Here is a 15010-nt window from a genome sequence, read left to right as displayed (position 1 = left end):
CATATTTGAGCAATGAAGAAAAACATCGCCATTATCATGGGGGGGTATTCCAGTGAACACGCGATTTCCATTAAAAGTGGAAACGTGGTTTACGCACACCTAGACCGAACGAAATTCAACTCTTTTCGCATCCTTATCGAAACGGATGGATGGTACCATCTAGCTGAAGACGGAACCCGACACCCCGTTGACAAAAACGATTTCAGCCTCACTTTGGATGGAAGGAAGGTGCGCTTCGATTGTGTGTTCAATGCCATACACGGCACTCCGGGTGAAGACGGACTGATGCAAGCGTATTTCGAACTTATAGGTCTTGTCCAGACTTCTTGTAACCACTACCAAGCCGCCTTAACGTTCAACAAGCGTGATTTTTTGAGTACCCTCAAACCCTTCGGCATCCATTGTGCCGAGTCGTATTACCTGAATAAAGGCGATGCCATCGACACCAAACACATCATCGATAAAGTCGGGCTTCCCTGTTTCGTTAAGGCCAATAAAGCAGGAAGCAGCTTCGGGATCAGCAAAGTGTACGAGGAAACGGCCATGGGAGCGGCTATCGAACATGCCTTTAATGAAGATGATGAAATCATTATCGAGTCTTTTTTGGACGGTACCGAAGTTTCGGTCGGCGTCATCACCTACCAAGGCAAGACCAAAGTGCTGCCGATTACCGAAATCGTCAGCGAAAACGACTTTTTTGATTATGCGGCGAAGTATGAGGGTAAGTCCAAGGAAATCACTCCAGCCCGAATAAGCGAAGCGCAACGGGAAAAGGTGGAGCGGGTAGCCAAGTACCTATATGAGCTTTTGAAAATGACCGGATATACCCGAAGTGAATTCATTTTTGTCGAAGATGAACCCTATCTTCTTGAAATGAATACCACTCCCGGGTTGACCGAGGAAAGTATCTTACCACAGCAAGCCAAGGAGGCCGATATCAGCTTGGCGCAGCTCTTCGAAAGTTCGATTACCGAGGCCTTGAAAATCAAATAATCCGTACTTTTAAGAAAACTATTCGCCATGAGAAAAGCGGTATTTCCGGGATCGTTCGACCCTTTGACCCTTGGGCACTACGACATCATCAAAAGGGGCATCACCTTGTTCGACGAACTAGTCATTGCCATTGGCATCAACGCCGATAAAAAGTACATGTTCTCCTTAGAACAACGAAAGCAATTCATTGCAGGGGCCTTTGCGAACGAACCCAAGATCAAGGTGGTTACCTATGAGGGCTTGACGGTCGACTTCTGCAAGGAGATCGAAGCGGATTTCATCTTAAGGGGGTTGCGCAATCCGGGGGATTTCGAATTCGAAAAAGCGATCGCCCACACCAACCGAAAATTATCGGAAATCGAAACGGTCTTTTTATTGACTTCTTCCGGCAAGTCTTACATCAGTTCCTCCATCGTTAGGGACGTTATCCGGAATGGAGGCGATTATACCGGTCTCGTTCCCGACACGGTCATTGTCGACAAAGCCCGGTGATCAGGCATCAACATGTCATGGTTCCAAACGCCCGGAACTTGGCTCACCACAGCTTTCGCACCCTACACAACATTATCTTCTATTTGTAGTTATATACTTATAATATTGTAAGTAATTACGTATTAAGTCAAGATCCCAAATCTTAAACACTACATTTTGAAAACCGTCAAAACCTACGACCACACCTATTTGGTCAAACAATTGCCACAACCTATCGCACTGATCGATACCAATTTTGATTTGGTCACCGCTTCCAATAGCTGGTTGTCCTATTTTGAATATGATTTGCATGAGGTGGTCGCAAAAAACATATGTTCCTTGTTTCCGGATAGCAATACCGAATCATGGCAGCAATGCCTAGAACGATGCTTGCAAGGGAGCACCGAATACGGACTGCAGAACAAACTGTTGGAAGATGGTACCGAAAAATGGTTCGAATGGTCGAATTCGCCTTGGTATGATGCATCGGAGAACATCATTGGGGTCATAGTACAGGTACAGGATGTGACCAAGAAAATGGAAGACGAGATCAAGTTTGAAAAATTGGAAAACCTACTTCGTGACCAGTCTGAAATTTCAAAAGTAGGCACTTGGGAGTACAATGTGAACACCGAACAACTGGAATGGTCCGAAATGACCAAACGCATTCATGAAGTAGCTCCTTCATACATACCAAGTGTCGAAACGGCGATCAACTTCTATAAACGGGGTCATGATAGAAACACCATTGCCATGTTGGTGCATAATGGCATCCATAAAGGGGAGGCCTGGTCTGAGAAAGTGCAATTGATTACCGCCAACGGCAATGAACGTTGGGTTATCGCAGCGGGTAAGGCCTTGTACAAAGAAGGAAAGGTCACCCGTTTGATCGGAACCATCCAAGACATCACCGAAGAAGTGGTCGCCACCATCAAGACCCTTGAAAGTGAACAGCTCTTGCGTTCGATTATCGACAACCTCCCGCTGAATGTCTTCGTCAAAGACAAGGAATCGCGCAAAACCCTGGTCAATAATGCCGAATGCGAATATTTGGGGGCAACGCAAGAAGAGGTCCTCGGAAAGACCGATTTCGACCTATTCGAAAGCCATTGCGCCGAATTGTCTAGAGAAGAAGACCTACAAGTCATGAAAACCTTGAAACCGATTATAGGTAAGGAAACCATCGGTTTGAAAAAAGACGGAGAAGCAACCACCTTCCTCACCTCGAAAATTCCATTGGTCAATATCGAAGGGCAGGCCAAAGGCATTATAGGAATCAGTGTCGACATCACCAATATCAAACAAAAAGAGGATCAATTGCGTGACTTGATCAATGTGACTTCGGTACAGAACAAAAAACTGATCAACTTCGCCCATATCGTTTCCCATAATCTAAGATCGCATACAGCGAATTTCTCGATGCTGCTCGACTTTTTGGTCAATGAAAAGGACGACAAGGAGAAAAAACGCATTTTGGATATGCTGCTACACGCTTCCGATAACCTTATGGATACTTTGGAAAACCTGAACGAAGTCGTTGATATCAGTACGAATGTCAGCCTTGAGAAAAAAACATTGAACTTGAACGAATACATTACCCGGGTGCAACAGAACCTGGCAGGTTTCCTTCAAAAAAACCAAGTCGAGATTACCAATACGATCCCCGACAGCATGAACATCAAGGCAGTTCCGGCCTATTTGGAAAGTATTATCCTGAACCTCTTGACCAATGCCGTGAAATACCGACATCCGGACCGCCAACCCCAAATTCGTCTCGAATGCAGAAAGCAAGACGGGCATATCCAATTCAGTATTGGTGATAATGGTTTGGGAATTGATTTGAACAAATACGGCAAGAAATTGTTCGGTATGTATAAGACCTTCCACAATAATGTCGACGCCCGGGGTATCGGGTTGTACATTACGAAAAACCAAATTGAGGCTATGGGCGGAAGCATCATGGCATGCAGCGAACCAGAGCAGGGATCAACCTTTAACGTATACTTCCATGACGATTAATTCGATTTACATAGTAGACGACGATCTGATCACCATTTTCGGACTTAAGAAAATCCTCGGGCGGATACCGATGGATATTCCCATCAAGGAATTCCATAACGGAAAAGACGCCTTGGATGCCATTGAATTACAGCGTATACAAGGTATTCCTCTGCCTTCGGTAATCTTTCTTGACATCAATATGCCGGTGATGGATGGCTGGACGTTTCTCGAAAAGTTCATGGCCATGAACATCGACACCAAAATCAGGATCAAGATCATCACCTCATCGATTGACGTGAGTGATCGAAAAAAATGGGAATATTTCTGTAATAAGGCCAGTTTTCAAATCGACTTCATCACCAAACCCATTTACGACCTGCAGCTCAACGATTTATTGGTAGGCATGGAAATGGCATCATAAAGGGATATTCAATACTTTTGGGGCTCATCATCAAGCCATCCGAAGTGACATTTTCCAATTTTTCCCGTTTCCTCTTTCTTGCGTTGTTCTTTTGGGCATGCAACCCGGCCGAAACCTCCAAATCCTTTCGATTCGACACCACCTTCGAGACTTCAAAAGGTACCGAGACCGCTACCTATGAAGAAGTTATCGAATTTTACCTAGCGCTTTCCAGATCGTTCTCTTCAATCAACGTCCAGACCATTGGGCAAACCGACAGCGGGTACCCCCTTCATTTGGTGACTTATAATCCGGATGGGGAATTCAACTTTTCGAAAATCAGGGAGTCGAAATCCGTCTTGCTGATCAACAATGGCATCCATCCTGGTGAAAGCGATGGCATCGATGCCACCATGATGCTGTTCAGGGATCTGGCCACAGCCGTCTTGGAGTCCCCCGAAAATGTGGTCCTAGCGACCATTCCGGTCTACAACGTCGGTGGCATGCGCAATCGGAACGCTACAAGTCGCGCAAATCAAAACGGCCCCTTGGAATATGGGTTTAGGGGCAATGCGAGGAATTATGACTTGAATCGTGATTTTATCAAAATGGATTCGGAAAACGCCAAAACTTTTGCCCAGATTTTCCATTTGGTCAAACCGGCGGTTTTTATCGATAACCATGTAAGCAATGGAGCGGACTATCAATATACCTTGACCCATCTTTTTACACAGCATAACAAATTGGGCGGCGCCTCGGGAGCCTACCTCCATAATAGCCTGATGCCAAAATTAGAGGCGGGATTGGCCAAGGCAGCATGGGACATTACCCCCTACGTAAACGTTTTCAACCGTTCTCCCGAATCGGGTTTTAGTCAATTTCATGATCATCCCCGCTATTCAACTGGTTATACCACGCTTTGGAACACCTTGGGGATGATGGTCGAAACACATATGCTCAAACCCTACAAGCAAAGGGTCGAAGGTACGTATGCATTGATGAAGACCATGTTGGATATCGTCGAGCAAGATCATGAGACCATCGTGGGCAACCAAGAAGAAGATCGCAAGCGTAATCTTGCCTTAACACAATACCACTTGAATTGGCAAAAGGATACCACTCGTCACAGCAGCTTGCAATTCAAGGGTTTCAAAGTCGACACCTTGACCAGCAAGGTCACCGGTTTGCCCCGATTGAAATATGATCGCGATAAGCCGTTCACCAAAACCGTGCGGTACGATAATTATGAAATCCCCTTGGATACCATTGAGGTACCTGCCGCTTATGTGATCAAAAAAGCATGGTCGGACATTATCGAACGGCTATCGGCCAATGCCATTTCGTTTTACCCGATCCCACAAGACACTAGTCTAAGGGTCCAATCGTATCGCATTGCCGATTACGGAACGTCATCGCGGGCCTATGAAGGACACTACTTGCATTACAACACTACGGTTGAAACCAATGAAAAATCGGTGTTCTTCGAAGCGGGTGATATCTTGGTTCCTTTAGATCAAGAGGGAGCGCGGTACCTTTTGGAAACCTTGGAACCCAACGCACCCGATTCGTTCTTCAACTGGAATTTCTTTGATACGATCCTTCAACAAAAAGAAGGCTTTTCACCCTATGTTTTCGAAGATGTAGCAGCAACCATGCTTGAAGACGACCCGGAACTCCAGGCCGCATTCTCGGCAAAGCGGGCCACTGAACCGGAATTCGCGGCGAATTGGTATGCCCAATTGGATTACTTGTTCAAACGATCGAAGCACTATGAAAGCGCCCACTTGCAATACCCCATTTACCGCATTGTCGATAAAGATCTTACTGCTGGGCTTTTATCGAAATGGTCGCTTCGTTGAACAACAGTTTGATATTGAAATAGGAATTGGTCAAGGCCTTGGCCATTTTTTTTGGGCCCAACCATTTAACTTTGGTAATGCCCTCATCAAGCTGCCCCACTAACTTGCCTTCATAGTTGGTGGTCATGGAGAACCAGTACACCTGTTTCAATTGGAATTTTCCTCCTCTTTTGAAGATATGGTAGGTTTTTCGAAGAAAGCCCTCAACCACAAGGTCTTTGACACCTGTCTCCTCTTCGACCTCACGAACTGCGGCCTTTTCAATGGATTCCCCTTTATCGAGCTTACCCTTAGGAAGGTCCCATTTATCGTTTCGATAGATGAACAAGACTTTTCCTTTCTTGTTGGTGACCAAGCCTCCTGCTGCTACCACAATAGGGATCTTACTCGAAAATTGTTCTAGGATATCGTCTCCGGGATCATAGATATACGCATGGTCCAACAGCTTCTTCGACAAGGACTCAATAGCGTATTTTATCGCATCGTCTTCCATCAAAAAAACATGACCACTATTGCTCGAAGGCTTTTCGTTTGTTAAGATTAGCGGGGACTCATTAACAAAAACTTTATACATTTGCCCAATGATTTTTGATAAGAACAGCGCAGAGAAAACAGCTGAGCTATTGCTGCAAATTAATGCAATTAAGTTGAGACCTGAAAATCCGTTCACTTGGGCTTCAGGCTGGAAATCACCCATATATTGTGACAACAGGATCGTGCTTTCCTACCCCCAGATCCGGAATTTCATCCGTGAGGAAATGGCAAAGCAGGTTGATCACATCCACGGAAAACCCGAAGTCATCGCCGGGGTGGCTACCGGGGCTATCGGTATCGGTATTTTGGTGGCAGAAGCCATGGGGCTTCCCTTTGTTTACGTGCGCCCTGAACCTAAATCGCACGGCCGTCAAAACCAAATCGAAGGAAAGTTGGAAGCCGGTCAGTCTGTCGTGGTCATCGAAGACCTTATCAGTACCGGAAAAAGTAGTCTGAACGCCGTCAAAGCCTTGCGCGATGCGTCTGCGAACGTCAAAGGAATGCTAGGAATTTTCTCTTACGGGTTCGAACTGGCCGAAACGAATTTTTCGGAGGCGGGGGTTACCTTGCATACCCTAAGTGATTACGGGCATTTGATCGACAGGGCCTCAAAGACCGATTATATCAAAGAAGAACAGTTACAAACCCTGTTGCAATGGCGTCAAGCCCCGCAACAATGGAATCCATAGATCATGCATATTGAAATCCCAAAAAAGGCGGTTGCCAAGAGCAGCGCGGAAGTCTTCGAATTTTTGACCGACATCAAGAATTTCGAGATACTCATGCCCGAGAATACCGAAAAATTCGAAATTTTGGACGAACGCACCTTTCGTTTCGCCCTCTCCGGAATGCCAGAGATCATCCTCCGTTTGAAAGAGCAGACCCCGAACTCGCATGTCGTCTATGGCGCGGCAAGCGACAAACTTCCTTTTCGACTGAATATGGATATTGCTTCGGTGTCGGATACTGAAAGTGAGGTAAGTCTAGGGTTCGAAGGCAAATTCAACGCCATGATGGCCATGATGATCAAAAGACCGATCACCAACTTTATGGAGACCCTCGCCTCCAATTTCGACCGTATCGGTCAATAACAAAGCTTGACCTCTTTGAATCCGAATTCCACGACGGATTCCGTTTCGGTCTGCAACTGTAGCAAACCCTGATTCGAAACCCCGAGTATCACGGCATTGAAACGCTGACCGTTTCGGTTTTCAAAAGTGCTCGGGCGCCCCTTTCTAAAAAGGGCCTGATCATAGTGCTTCCGTAAGGTTTCGTCCCCCTTTTTCTCACAAAACTTGAAACTGGATTTCAATGCGTGGAGCAACTTTTCGCGTACCATCCCCAAATCGTGGGTTTTTCCGGTCAAAAGCCGCACCGACGCTGCCCGTTCCAACCCTTTGAATGCAGTCTGGTTTACATTGAGCCCGATTCCGATGACCGATCGTGCGATATGTTCACCCCGGAGGACGTTCTCGATAAGAATGCCACAAACCTTTCGGTTTCCTGACATTATGTCGTTAGGCCATTTCACCTTGATATCGGGCACTGACAGTTCGTCTAAAACATCCTTCACGGCAAGAGAGACAAGGATATTCAAAAGAAAGTGTTCGGAAGCCTGTAGATCGACACCGGTTTTCAACACACTCATTGTCAGGTTTTTGCCACCTTCAGATTGCCATATAGCCCCTTGTTGACCGCGCCCTTGGGTCTGGGATTCGGTCACGACAACCGTATAGTCGTTCAGGGTTTGATTGGCCGAGAGTTCTTTGAGAAAGGTATTGGTCGAGGGCGTGGCATCAAGTTTGATTATCTGCATCATACAGCTCTTGCTTGGTTTTCAATGTAATGTTAAAATCCCAAGGGGTCAAAACAAAAAAGTAATAACTTTGTAGAAACTAAAATTTTTGAATGCAGAAAAACAAAGCTAGCGCAGATGAACTCATTGCTTTAATACTACACGGAATTGAAGAAGTCAAGGGGATAGACATCAACCTACTTGATTTGAGGGAAATTGAAAATACGGTCTGCGACTACTTTATTATTTGCAACGGCACATCGAACACCCATGTCAACGCCATTGTTTCCTCTATACAAAAGACAGTAAGCAAATCAATCAAAGACAAACCTTGGCATATCGAAGGCTCTGACAACGCGGAATGGGTCTTAATGGATTATGTCAATGTAGTGGTCCATGTGTTTCAAAAGCATGTTCGGGAGTTTTATGACATTGAAGGACTTTGGGGTGATGCCAAGGTCACTATGGTGGAGAGCAGCTATAATTAAAACGAAATGGCAAAAGACAACAATGCGAATACCCCCAAGAAACCAAGGTTTAATTCATGGTGGATCTATGGTGTGATCATCGCCCTGATTTTAGGGTTCCAATTCTTCGGCAGTAGTGCCTTCTCCAGTACCGAAAAGACGACGACGTCCGAGTTGCAGGAGTTTTTGAGGAACGGTGACATCAAAGAAATCCTGATCATAACGAACACGCGCCAGGCCAAGGTCTTTTTGACCGATGAAGCCATGAAAAAGGACGTGCATAAAAATGTAGCCGACAAACCACTGATCCCTTCTTCAGGAATCATCCCGCAATACGTTTTGGATTATGGGGACCTCCAGAACTTCGAAGACGAGATCAAAAACATCAAAAAAGAGAACAACCTCGATACCATAGTTGATTTCGATACAGAAAACAACGTATTCGGTGACTTGTTGCTTTCCCTTTTACCCTTCGCCCTAATCATTGGGATTTGGATTTACCTCATGCGAAGAATGTCAGGTGGAGCTGGTGGAGGAGCCGGCGGTCAGATTTTCAACATTGGAAAATCGAAAGCCAAATTATTCGACGAAAAGACGGATACCAGAACCTCATTCAAGGATGTAGCCGGATTGGAAGGGGCTAAAGAAGAGGTACAGGAAATCGTGGAATTCTTGAAGAATCCGGATAAATACACCTCTTTGGGCGGTAAAATTCCGAAAGGTGCGCTTTTGGTAGGCCCTCCCGGTACGGGTAAGACCCTATTGGCAAAAGCCGTTGCAGGTGAAGCCAAAGTACCGTTCTTTTCACTCTCCGGTTCCGATTTCGTTGAAATGTTCGTCGGTGTCGGTGCCTCAAGGGTGCGCGACCTGTTCAAGCAGGCAAAAGACAAATCACCAGCCATCATCTTTATTGACGAAATCGATGCGATCGGGCGTGCCCGCGGTAAAAACAACTTCACCGGTTCGAACGATGAACGTGAAAATACCTTAAACCAGTTATTGACCGAAATGGATGGCTTCGGAACCAATACGAACGTCATCGTATTGGCCGCCACCAACCGCGCAGACGTGCTCGACAAAGCCCTTATGCGGGCCGGTCGATTCGACCGTCAGATCTATGTTGATCTTCCCGATATCAGGGAGCGAAAGGAAATCTTCGACGTACACCTGAGGCCCATCAAAACGGCCGAAACCTTGGATCTTGATTTCTTGGCCAAACAAACCCCTGGTTTTTCAGGTGCCGATATTGCGAACGTCTGTAATGAAGCCGCTTTGATCGCTGCTCGAAAAGAACGAAAGGCAGTAACGAAACAAGACTTTTTGGATGCCGTTGACCGTATCGTCGGCGGACTTGAAAAGAAAAATAAGATCATCACACAAGAAGAAAAACGGACCATTGCCTATCACGAGGCAGGGCATGCTACGGTGAGCTGGATGCTCGAACATGCCGCGCCATTGGTCAAAGTGACCATCGTGCCCCGTGGCCAATCTTTGGGCGCGGCTTGGTACCTGCCCGAAGAACGATTGATCGTAAGGCCCGATCAAATGCTCGATGAGATGTGCGCAACGATGGGCGGACGGGCTGCAGAAAAAGTGATTTTCAATAAAATTTCCACAGGCGCCCTAAGCGATCTTGAAAAGGTAACCAAACAGGCACGGGCCATGGTGACGATCTATGGGTTGAACGACGAGTTGGGCAACATAACCTATTACGATTCATCGGGTCAAAACGAATATGGGTTCTCGAAACCCTACAGTGAGGAGACCGCGCAGAAAATCGATGAGGAAATCTCCAAGATTATTGAAAAGCAGTACCAAAGGGCGATTGAGCTTTTAGAAAACAATAAAGATAAATTATCGGAACTCGCAGACCGCTTGTTGGAAAAAGAAGTGATTTTCAAGGATGACCTTGAAAAGATCTTTGGCAAGCGTCCTTTTGAAAAAGAGGAGGAGGAAGCATCCGTTTCGGTCGACCAACCTACTGGTGAAGAGGTAGGCGGCGAGGCCAAGTAAGATTGCTTTTGTTGCGGTACGAGGGTTGACATGACCTTTGATGGGCCTATTTGACAAACTTTTCGGTGGTGGTAAGAAAGTTTCCAAGGAAACCTTGGAAACACGAGGTGAGCACATGCCCGATCTTAAGATTCCCGTCGATGAGAAGTTCACCATCTATTTTAAAAAGAACGGCGGAAAGTTCATTTATTGCGAAGACTTTTCCGAAGTTACCGAAAGCCTTCAGAATATCGTTTCTGAGAACAACTGGACCGCACATCCATTCTACACCCTTGACAAGCGGTTGAACGAACGATTCGCCTCCAATGGCGTAACGTTCACCTCAAAACGCAACGAAAGTGATATTTTCTTTACCACCTGCGAACATTTGGTCGCCCACAATGGTTCAGTTTTGGTTTGCTCGAATCAGATCAAAGAAAAAAAATTGAACGAGCTGCCCCATAACTTGATCATTTTCGCCACCACAAGCCAATTGGTCGATTCGATCAGCGAGGCCTTAAAGGTGATTAAAAAGAAATATCAAAAGAAAATTCCCGATAATATCACAACGCTGAAACATTTCCAGCTGACCCAAGAAAACAAAAACGACTTTCTTTCATACGGTAGTACTTCAAAAAATGTATATCTTTTGCTTTTAGAAGACTACTGAATTTATGAAAGAACTGTTACGACGGTCACTTACCGGGATCGTTTATGTCGTACTCCTCTTGTCGGCGGTATTTTTAAGTGCCGACGCATTTGATTTTCTTTTTATGGTCTTCGGGTTGGGGTGTTTGTACGAATTCAAGCGCATCGTCAAAATCAAGGGGTACTACGTCTTCTTAGCCTATTTAGGGCTGTGGTGGGCCTATATCTACCTGATCAAAAGCCAAATGCCGATCCGCATTTTGTTGCTGTTGACCTTGACCGTCAATTTGGCTTTATTGGCTTTTCTCTTTTCTAAAAAAGCCCACAACTTCACCGCTTTTCAAAAATTTTTGATCGCCCTACTCTATATCGGGGGCGGCTGTATTTTTTTGACCATGATTCCATACGAAGGCAATTCTTTTGCCAAATTCCTTATTATGGGAATATTCGTGTTGGTCTGGGTAAACGACAGTTTTGCCTATCTCGTAGGACGTACCCTTGGCCGTACGAAATTATTTCCTTCCGTTTCTCCTAAAAAAACCATTGAAGGTTCACTGGGAGGGTTTATTTTTGCATTGATCGCCGCGTACTTTTTAGCGGAATACGAACCTCGGTTGGATACCATGCAATGGATGGTGCTCGCCTCGGTCATCGTCATCGCCGGAAACTTGGGAGACCTATTGGAATCGAAGTTCAAACGTATTGCGGGGGTCAAAGACAGTGGTGCGATATTACCTGGACACGGTGGGATTTACGACCGCCTTGATAGTTTGGTTTTCGCTGCACCATTTGCGTATTTGACACTCAATATTTTCTCTTATGTTTCATAAAGAAGGAAAGCAAATCATTCTGATCACCTTTTTTTTGGTCGTTGCGGCCCTTTTGGCCACGGAATACTACATCACCATCGATTGGTTGCGCTGGGCTTTGCAGCTCACAGCCTTGGTAGTGTTGGTGTTGATCTTACAGTTTTTCCGGAATCCGAAAAGGGTGGTCACCCCGAATTTCGATGAAATTTTAGCCCCGGTCGACGGCAAGGTCGTTGTTATCGAAGAAGTGGAAGAAACCGAGTATTTCAATGGAAAACGCAAGCAAGTCTCGATTTTCATGTCGCCCTTGAACGTGCACGTCACCCGCTATGCGGCCAGCGGCACCATCACCTATTCAAAATACCACCCCGGTAAATATTTGGTCGCGTGGCATCCGAAATCGAGCACCGAAAACGAACGCACGACCGTAGTCGTGCATACCCCAAAATTCGGGGAAATCCTTTACCGTCAGATTGCCGGCGCATTGGCCCGACGAATCGTCAACTACGCCGAAGAAGGCGAACAAGTGGTACAAGGACAGGATGCCGGGTTCATCAAGTTTGGCTCGCGTGTCGATCTTTTCCTTCCACTTGAAGCCGAAATCGCCGTTAAACTGGACCAAAAAGTCGTAGGTGCCAAAACCTGTATAGCGGTTCTTCCAGAAGACGATGCGTGACGAGGCCTTACATAAGGAATTCGAAAAGGCAGTCGCCTTGGTCAACGCCTACACCGACCCCTTACCAGCTGACTTATTGCTTAAATTATACGCTTACTTCAAAATAGCCAATAAGAACTTCAACAATCCAGGAAGTAAAACACCGCTCATCAATGCCTTCAAAGCCAACGCATTGATCCAGGCGCAGCACATCACCATTAACGAAGCCATGCAGCGGTACATCGATTTGGTAAAATCGGAAATCGGTGAAGGTTCTTAAGGCTTCGAAGCAGTCGTAATAGGTATTCGATTAAAGCTGAAATATGCCCCACCGAGACCGGTGATAACGAAATAGGCGGCGACCACAAGGCTTCCCCAACTAAAAACACCATTCAAACCGAACCAATCACCGGTCAAATATAATACCGCTAGGCCTGATATCGCCCGGATCAATTCGATCCAAATAGCATAGAACTTACCGTCCATAAGGGTGGTATACCCATAGATTCCTACAAAAATAAAGGCGCCATAGACCAAAAGGCCCTCATATCCGATATTGGAGAAATTATAGAACATGAACAGCATTAGGGCCGTATTGGCCAACAACTGGAAGATCGAGTATCCTTTGAGGCCATGGGTAACCCTTGGGCGGTACTTTTCAAAGTCGTAAACGTCTTCGATTTTTGAAATCGGATACTTTTCGGCCACATCGGCAGGGCGCCAACCGGTGGGCATGAACCAAATCCTGAATTTATCGACCCAGCGTTCACTGCGCCAAGCATCTTGGGCCAATCGCCAAAGATGTTGGAAGTTGATCAAGACCGGGTTCCAGGTTTCCGCTGGTTTCAAAACCCCGTATTGAGGTGGTACCGTATCCAATTCCTCTTGAAAAGTCCCGAACCAGCGATCCCAAATGCATAAGATCTGGCCGAGGTTCTTGTCGATATATTCCGGATTGATGGCATGGTGCACCCGGTGCTGCGATGGGGTCACGATAACATACTCCAACCAACCCAATTTTCCAATATGCTGGGTATGGTACCAAAACTGTGCAAAGAGGTGGATCGGGGCCAAAATCGCAATGACCTCATTGGGCACCCCCAGTAGGGCCGCAGGTAACATGAGAATGGCAAAATACCCGATAAGATTCGAAATCGATTGTCTTAAGGCGCAGGCCAAATTGAATTCCTCACTGCTATGATGGATGACATGTTGATTCCAAAAAATATTGATGTGGTGACTCAATCGATGGTTCCAATAGCCTGCAAAATCAATCACAATAAAAGCGATGAACCATACGGCCCATGTCGCTTTGATCTCGGTCAAGGCCAAATATTCCAACAATACCGGATAACTCACCAATACGACGGCAAGCCCCAAAGAATCCTTGATGATGTTGGTCAGGCCTGAACTCAAGCTACTGACCGTGTCCATTACATTGTGCTTTTGGTCTTTGACGAAATGGCCGTACAAAATCTCGATGAGCACCAACCCGACGAAAAAGGGAATAGCATAAAGCAAAGCATTCGCATAGGTTTCCATAACGCTAAAGATAAAAATCTTTCACGTCTTCAGCGTTGGTTATGTCGGGTACATGCTCGGCCCTTAAGATGCCGAGAACGCTTTTCTGCTTGGTTTGGGCCATGGTTGCTACAGCATTTGGCAATTCTTTCTCGTCGCGCACGGGATGGAGGGGACAGCTTTCCAAAAAAGGAAGTAAGGTCTTCCCGTAAAAGTTGTAAATGTTCATACTCACCCGAAGTTTCCCCCTTGGATCACGATACTGACCGATCGTATCCGGTTCAGGTTTTTCTACGATCCCTGTTAGGTGCCCTTCGCGTGACAAAACCAACAAGGCAAACCTCGCGATCTTTTCATCTGGGAACTTCAGGGCATCGCGATCATAAGCAATCAGGGCATGGTCGGCCTCGCGGTGATCCCTCAGAGCCAAAAGAGCGGATACCGAGTACAGGTTGTCACCGTTGCAGACTGCGAAACGTTGTTCGAGAAGTTCAGGATACTGCGCTAGACATTGGGTCACCGCATCGGCCGTGCCAATCGCTTTCCTCCTCCCTTTGGGAAGATATTGAATCGCGAAACGGAACTGAAGCGATGCGAAATCCGCTTTATAGGTTTTGACGAACTCCTTGAACCCTTGGTTGGATTCAGAAGTAATCAAGTAGATTTCGCGAATACCGGCATGCATGGCGTTTTTCAACAGATGATACAGCATAGGGCGTTGCGCTGCACCAAGGGGTATCAGGCTTTTATGTTGCTGCTTGGCGATTTCGAAAGCGGTTTTTGACAGTTGCGCCTTTTCAAGGCTCTTCTTCATCCGTGAAGAGGCCCCGGCGACCATAATTAGTAGGCTATCGTTCTTCATAGC

17 protein-coding genes are annotated in these 15010 nt (G+C 46.1%); 13 read left to right on the top strand and 4 right to left on the bottom strand.

Features of this window, described 5'->3' with window-relative positions; genetic code table 11:
- The first annotated feature begins 12 nt into the window (after positions 1–12).
- The 5 genes from ABV409_RS15820 (at position 13) to ABV409_RS15800 (ending at position 5724) form a co-directional block, all read left to right on the top strand.
- Entirely contained in the window at positions 13–993 is a 981-nt protein-coding gene (locus ABV409_RS15820) for a D-alanine--D-alanine ligase (protein WP_353878603.1), read from the top strand.
- A gap of 27 nt (positions 994–1020) precedes the next feature.
- Entirely contained in the window at positions 1021–1485 is a 465-nt protein-coding gene (gene coaD, locus ABV409_RS15815) for a pantetheine-phosphate adenylyltransferase (RefSeq protein ID WP_353878602.1), read from the top strand.
- 156 nt (positions 1486–1641) lie between these two features.
- Positions 1642–3483 (top strand): PAS domain-containing sensor histidine kinase, encoded by a 1842-nt coding sequence (locus ABV409_RS15810; protein ID WP_353878601.1) that lies wholly within the window; start codon positions 1642–1644, stop codon positions 3481–3483.
- On the top strand, positions 3473–3886 hold the full coding sequence (locus tag ABV409_RS15805; RefSeq protein ID WP_353878600.1) for a response regulator: 414 nt from the start codon (positions 3473–3475) through the stop codon (positions 3884–3886). The genes ABV409_RS15810 and ABV409_RS15805 overlap by 11 nt, the downstream gene beginning before the upstream one ends.
- A gap of 44 nt (positions 3887–3930) precedes the next feature.
- The gene (locus ABV409_RS15800; RefSeq protein WP_425590012.1) at positions 3931–5724 is read left to right on the top strand and encodes a M14 family metallopeptidase; all 1794 of its coding nucleotides are present in this window, start codon (positions 3931–3933) and stop codon (positions 5722–5724) included.
- Here ABV409_RS15800 and ABV409_RS15795 read toward each other — a convergent pair.
- Positions 5687–6181, bottom strand: coding sequence for an NUDIX hydrolase (locus ABV409_RS15795; RefSeq protein ID WP_353878599.1), 495 nt, complete (start codon positions 6179–6181; stop codon positions 5687–5689). The genes ABV409_RS15800 and ABV409_RS15795 overlap by 38 nt on opposite strands.
- Before the next feature lie 124 nt (positions 6182–6305).
- On the opposite strand from ABV409_RS15795, the gene pyrE reads away from it, so the two are divergent.
- Both pyrE and ABV409_RS15785 read left to right on the top strand, forming a co-directional pair.
- A complete protein-coding gene (gene pyrE / locus ABV409_RS15790) occupies positions 6306–6947 on the top strand; it encodes an orotate phosphoribosyltransferase (RefSeq protein WP_353878598.1) in 642 nt (213 codons plus the stop codon).
- Between the two features lie 3 nt (positions 6948–6950).
- Positions 6951–7349 carry an SRPBCC family protein gene (locus ABV409_RS15785; RefSeq protein ID WP_353878597.1) on the top strand — a complete coding sequence of 133 codons (399 nt, stop codon included), beginning with the start codon at positions 6951–6953 and terminating at the stop codon, positions 7347–7349.
- Here the strand turns inward: ABV409_RS15785 and ABV409_RS15780 are convergent.
- Complete coding sequence (locus ABV409_RS15780) at positions 7343–8077, bottom strand: biotin--[acetyl-CoA-carboxylase] ligase (protein ID WP_353878596.1); 735 nt, start codon at positions 8075–8077, stop codon at positions 7343–7345. The genes ABV409_RS15785 and ABV409_RS15780 overlap by 7 nt on opposite strands.
- Positions 8078–8166: 89 nt before the next feature.
- Here ABV409_RS15780 and rsfS point away from each other — a divergent pair, with 89 nt between their 5' ends.
- Genes rsfS through ABV409_RS15750 form a run of 6 tightly spaced genes read left to right on the top strand, consistent with a single transcriptional unit; the run spans position 8167 to position 12904 of the window.
- Positions 8167–8541: a ribosome silencing factor gene (gene rsfS / locus ABV409_RS15775; RefSeq protein WP_353878595.1), complete on the top strand. Its 375-nt coding sequence runs from the start codon at positions 8167–8169 to the stop codon at positions 8539–8541.
- A gap of 6 nt (positions 8542–8547) precedes the next feature.
- A complete protein-coding gene (ftsH, locus tag ABV409_RS15770) occupies positions 8548–10533 on the top strand; it encodes an ATP-dependent zinc metalloprotease FtsH (protein WP_353878594.1) in 1986 nt (661 codons plus the stop codon).
- Positions 10534–10573: 40 nt separating this feature from the next.
- On the top strand, positions 10574–11182 hold the full coding sequence (locus ABV409_RS15765; RefSeq protein WP_353878593.1) for an LUD domain-containing protein: 609 nt from the start codon (positions 10574–10576) through the stop codon (positions 11180–11182).
- Positions 11183–11186: 4 nt separating this feature from the next.
- Positions 11187–11990, top strand: coding sequence for a phosphatidate cytidylyltransferase (locus ABV409_RS15760; RefSeq protein ID WP_353878592.1), 804 nt, complete (start codon positions 11187–11189; stop codon positions 11988–11990).
- On the top strand, positions 11980–12645 hold the full coding sequence (locus tag ABV409_RS15755; RefSeq protein WP_353878591.1) for a phosphatidylserine decarboxylase family protein: 666 nt from the start codon (positions 11980–11982) through the stop codon (positions 12643–12645). The genes ABV409_RS15760 and ABV409_RS15755 overlap by 11 nt, the downstream gene beginning before the upstream one ends.
- On the top strand, positions 12638–12904 hold the full coding sequence (locus ABV409_RS15750) for an acyl-CoA-binding protein (protein WP_353878590.1): 267 nt from the start codon (positions 12638–12640) through the stop codon (positions 12902–12904). Before ABV409_RS15755 ends, ABV409_RS15750 begins: the two co-directional genes overlap by 8 nt.
- On the opposite strand, the gene ABV409_RS15745 is transcribed toward ABV409_RS15750, so the two are convergent.
- On the bottom strand, positions 12901–14166 hold the full coding sequence (locus ABV409_RS15745) for a sterol desaturase family protein (RefSeq protein WP_353878589.1): 1266 nt from the start codon (positions 14164–14166) through the stop codon (positions 12901–12903). The genes ABV409_RS15750 and ABV409_RS15745 overlap by 4 nt on opposite strands.
- A 4-nt stretch (positions 14167–14170) precedes the next feature.
- Positions 14171–15007: a sugar phosphate nucleotidyltransferase gene (locus tag ABV409_RS15740; protein WP_353878588.1), complete on the bottom strand. Its 837-nt coding sequence runs from the start codon at positions 15005–15007 to the stop codon at positions 14171–14173.
- Between the last annotated feature and the right edge of the window lie 3 nt (positions 15008–15010).

Origin of the sequence: Flagellimonas algarum (genome assembly GCF_040513375.1) — a bacterium.
Lineage (GTDB): Bacteria > Bacteroidota > Bacteroidia > Flavobacteriales > Flavobacteriaceae > Flagellimonas_B > Flagellimonas_B algarum.
The sequence above is the reverse complement of the archived record's forward strand: the minus strand, read 5'-3'. Positions and strand labels throughout refer to the sequence as shown.

What these genes read in the sequence shown, in the direction of transcription:
- ABV409_RS15760 (WP_353878592.1), top strand. Translation starts at nt 11,187, where the DNA reads ATGAAAGAACTGTTACGACGGTCACTTACCGGGATCGTTTATGTCGTA.
- ABV409_RS15765 (WP_353878593.1), top strand. Translation starts at nt 10,574, where the DNA reads ATGGGCCTATTTGACAAACTTTTCGGTGGTGGTAAGAAAGTTTCCAAG.
- coaD (WP_353878602.1), top strand. Translation starts at nt 1,021, where the DNA reads ATGAGAAAAGCGGTATTTCCGGGATCGTTCGACCCTTTGACCCTTGGG.
- pyrE (WP_353878598.1), top strand. Translation starts at nt 6,306, where the DNA reads ATGATTTTTGATAAGAACAGCGCAGAGAAAACAGCTGAGCTATTGCTG.
- ABV409_RS15740 (WP_353878588.1), bottom strand. Translation starts at nt 15,007, where the DNA reads ATGAAGAACGATAGCCTACTAATTATGGTCGCCGGGGCCTCTTCACGG.
- ABV409_RS15755 (WP_353878591.1), top strand. Translation starts at nt 11,980, where the DNA reads ATGTTTCATAAAGAAGGAAAGCAAATCATTCTGATCACCTTTTTTTTG.
- ABV409_RS15780 (WP_353878596.1), bottom strand. Translation starts at nt 8,077, where the DNA reads ATGATGCAGATAATCAAACTTGATGCCACGCCCTCGACCAATACCTTT.
- ABV409_RS15785 (WP_353878597.1), top strand. Translation starts at nt 6,951, where the DNA reads ATGCATATTGAAATCCCAAAAAAGGCGGTTGCCAAGAGCAGCGCGGAA.
- ftsH (WP_353878594.1), top strand. Translation starts at nt 8,548, where the DNA reads ATGGCAAAAGACAACAATGCGAATACCCCCAAGAAACCAAGGTTTAAT.
- rsfS (WP_353878595.1), top strand. Translation starts at nt 8,167, where the DNA reads ATGCAGAAAAACAAAGCTAGCGCAGATGAACTCATTGCTTTAATACTA.
- ABV409_RS15805 (WP_353878600.1), top strand. Translation starts at nt 3,473, where the DNA reads ATGACGATTAATTCGATTTACATAGTAGACGACGATCTGATCACCATT.
- ABV409_RS15820 (WP_353878603.1), top strand. Translation starts at nt 13, where the DNA reads ATGAAGAAAAACATCGCCATTATCATGGGGGGGTATTCCAGTGAACAC.
- ABV409_RS15750 (WP_353878590.1), top strand. Translation starts at nt 12,638, where the DNA reads ATGCGTGACGAGGCCTTACATAAGGAATTCGAAAAGGCAGTCGCCTTG.
- ABV409_RS15745 (WP_353878589.1), bottom strand. Translation starts at nt 14,166, where the DNA reads ATGGAAACCTATGCGAATGCTTTGCTTTATGCTATTCCCTTTTTCGTC.